Raw genomic sequence first — 3,116 nt, 5'->3', positions numbered from 1 at the left:
TGATCTGTTGCAGGTGTAAATCACTTTCCAAGGGTGGTTCATCACTCCATAAATCGGTGGGGGGACAGGTAACTTCTGGTAAAATGTCGAGAGTTGTCATAGTTTTTCCCCTGGCTGGGACATTGATCTAATTATAACAGCTATGAGTCAGTATTAGTAGTAGGTTGCGCTATCGCTAACGCACCAAATAAATTAATGATAGATAGGTGCGTTACGACGGATGGTTAGATTCAAGTTTAAGCAGAGATTGTCGCCGTCTAACGCGCCCTAAATTTTGCTAAGTGCAGATAGGAAAAACTCAGGCGATGGCTTTAACTCCAGCGTTCAATTTCTCTAGCAGCGGCGGGACTTAATTCGCTCATTGTTTTTGACACTAAGCAAGACAATTTAAGGCATTTTTTAACTATAGCAGTTCTAGGTGTTGGGGTTGGGGGTTTGGTTTTGAGGTATTAGTTGAAATTTCTCCATTTCCCTATCCTCGTCAATGGTGGATCAAAGCAGCTTGACATCGATATCTTGATGAAGTTATCAAAGTTACTCTGGTTTGAGACTATCTAAAATTAATTGTATATCTAAATCAAGAGCTTGAGCAATTTGTTCGATTGTTAATCCTAATCCTATTAGTTTGGGAACAGTTTCTAGTTTTGCCTTAATAACATTGTTTTCAGTTTTATAAATATGATAATTTTCTATTTCTCGATTATTAGAAGGGTTATGACAGAAAGTAACCTGATCAATTTTTACAGATTTATTACCCAAATTATTAATACTATTGCTGACAATTAACCTTTCAATTGCTGATCGAACAGTTGATTTATTTAATTCTTCCCCTAACACTTCCGAAAGAATGCGCCAAAGTTCATAGGCTTTATCTCTGGCATGACCTTCAGAACAATTATATTTTTCTGCTATTTTTGCATATTTCTGACCATCAAAAACGTTCTTTAAAATCCCTAATTGCAATGTATCGAGATGCTTTCCCGTGTGGTCAAAAACCAGATTATCAATAAGTGAGAAGACTTCTTGGGTATCCATGGGAGTAATGTTAAGATTTGGGGACATAATACCGTCATTATCCGTTATTTTCCGATATTTGTAAACATAGTTAACAAAACCTCCGACAATATCCGTTTTTTTCCGTCTTGAAATAATTTTAACTGGTTGATACATTGTCGGTAGTGTGGCTTGTTAGTTGTGTCAAATTTTCAGGAAATAAAATTATGCTCTATCCAACAAAAAAATCAATCAGTGTGTTGACTTTAGCAGGGTGTTTTTCAATCCTCCAGTTTACAGTAGGGGTAACTAATTCTAACGCACAAAGTAGTGAAGTTCAGCAATTGTTGAGAGAATTAAACAGTATGGAGGGGGAAGCTGACCAGCTAATACAGCGAATGATAGCTGAAGACTGGCAAAGAATTTATAGGCTTTCTTGTCAAGGATTAATTCAAGAGGCCAATCAACTCACGAAAAATGGAGATTATTGGGCGACTCAAGTTAATATACCACATTATGCAGCTAGGGCATCGGGAAATTATGCCGCCTCTGAACGGAGATATCAAGAATATAATAGAAGATGTCGGTAATGCCAGTCCATTAATCGGGTGTATCTCAAAATGTTTTTAACCTCAAAGTCAAATCAAACTTATCGCTCAATTTGGTAAAAATCACATGAAAAGTATTCTCGTAACAGCTTCAGCATTTTTATTGGTCATGTCTCCTGTTAACCAAGCAAAAGCTTCTACTCCTGATAATGTACAAACTAAAAACATATTGTGTTTAGACGTGTCAACAAATCAAACTTTTGCTAATACCGAAACTATTTTGTTGGTACAGCAACCTGTAGACCCGGTGTATATTGCTCCATCAACAGGACCAGAGAGCAACTGTACTTATTATATAGTGCGTGGTAAAGATGGAAAAATTTATGACTGCCGAAAATGTACATATGGCGGGCCGTATTGTTTTAGAAGAGAGTAGTGCGACTGTTATTTAAGATTCTAGACATCTGGTCAACAGAACTTCTCGCAATACTTCACTTTTCATGTCTCTGGGGATGCAAGAGAAAACCCTATCCCCATTAGACGATTTAGCTTTAAGGGAAAAATGAAAAATAAACTACTATTGATCTTGAATGTCTTAAACTTATGTTTTTGCATAGCTTTAGCTACCTTGTTGGCTATTATGGGTGAGCCAATACCTGCATTTTTGATCGGATTTATTGTGTTTATCTTCCTAGGGATAGTTCTTGGAATAATCTTCCCAAGTCGGTAGCCTTAATATCTTAGTCCAGATTCTTGAAAAATGGCTTAAATTCATTTTAAACAGGTTGTTATAAACTTACTACTGTTGCTGTTCCTTTTGTTACTGTTGCCAAAACTTCTAAAACTTTAGGAACCAAAGGCTTTAAATCAGCCAAACGATTTGATTGTGAGTGTAAAATAATAATAGCTAGATTAAACTGCGGTAAATTTTGCTCAAACGGCAAGTTCTTATCCACTGTAATAAAAATATCAAATTCTTGTGAAGCTAAACCTAACAGTTGACCATTCTTGATCCCAGTCCATCCCATTTGCGGAACAGTTTTGATATTATAACCTGTAAACTCCCTCATTAATCTTCGGTCAATACATTCATCTAAAAGAAGCCTCATTTCACGCTACCCTATCAATAAGCTCTTTTTCAAATTCTGCAAGTAAGCTAATAACTCGTTCTCTTGTTACCGTTGGAAAACCCTCTAAAAAATCATCAATTGATTCTCCTGCTTTAAGATAATCAAAAAGTGTTTGTATCGGAACTCTAGTACCTGAAAAAACGGGAACACCACTCATAGTTTCAGGAGATACATGGATAAGAGGCGAATATTTAGCCATTTTGATTACCTTCTTAGCTTCTACAGAGTAGATTAACCCAGAGCAATACGTCTTGTCTTCATATTCTAGCCTAGATTCTTGAAAAATGGGTTAAACTGATGCTAAATAGGGTCTGCTGAAAAAGTTATTGAAAAGCACAGGTCTCTTAATCAATGATTTCACTTAGCTACAAGCATAAGCTTTAGTTGTTGATTAATCTCTAAGTCATAACTTATTGTCATCATTGACCCAGAAAAAGTGCGGTTT

The 3,116-nt window shown here is 36.2% G+C and carries 5 protein-coding genes and 1 pseudogene; 2 read left to right on the top strand and 4 right to left on the bottom strand.

Annotated elements, in window-relative coordinates:
• Positions 1-100 (bottom strand): annotated as a pseudogene (locus tag IM319_RS02950) (Uma2 family endonuclease); the annotation flags it as partial.
• 434 nt (positions 101-534) lie between these two features.
• Entirely contained in the window at positions 535-1,035 is a 501-nt protein-coding gene (locus tag IM319_RS02945; protein ID WP_287734574.1) for a hypothetical protein, read from the bottom strand.
• A 356-nt stretch (positions 1,036-1,391) separates the two neighbouring features.
• On the opposite strand from IM319_RS02945, the gene IM319_RS02940 reads away from it, so the two are divergent.
• Both IM319_RS02940 and IM319_RS02935 read left to right on the top strand, forming a co-directional pair.
• Entirely contained in the window at positions 1,392-1,583 is a 192-nt protein-coding gene (locus tag IM319_RS02940; protein ID WP_287734572.1) for a hypothetical protein, read from the top strand.
• Positions 1,584-1,668: 85 nt separating this feature from the next.
• Positions 1,669-1,977 (top strand): hypothetical protein, encoded by a 309-nt coding sequence (locus tag IM319_RS02935; protein ID WP_146220266.1) that lies wholly within the window; start codon positions 1,669-1,671, stop codon positions 1,975-1,977.
• A gap of 352 nt (positions 1,978-2,329) precedes the next feature.
• Here the strand turns inward: IM319_RS02935 and IM319_RS02930 are convergent, their stop codons facing one another.
• Both IM319_RS02930 and IM319_RS02925 read right to left on the bottom strand, forming a co-directional pair.
• On the bottom strand, positions 2,330-2,650 hold the full coding sequence (locus IM319_RS02930; RefSeq protein WP_287734571.1) for a DUF5615 family PIN-like protein: 321 nt from the start codon (positions 2,648-2,650) through the stop codon (positions 2,330-2,332).
• A 1-nt stretch (position 2,651) separates the two neighbouring features.
• Positions 2,652-2,870, bottom strand: coding sequence for a DUF433 domain-containing protein (locus IM319_RS02925; protein ID WP_002746174.1), 219 nt, complete (start codon positions 2,868-2,870; stop codon positions 2,652-2,654).
• Positions 2,871-3,116: the final 246 nt, after the last annotated feature.

Origin of the sequence: Microcystis sp. M113S1 (assembly GCF_020246945.1) — a bacterium.
Classification (GTDB): domain Bacteria; phylum Cyanobacteriota; class Cyanobacteriia; order Cyanobacteriales; family Microcystaceae; genus Microcystis.
This window is presented reverse-complemented; position numbering and strand designations above follow the sequence as displayed.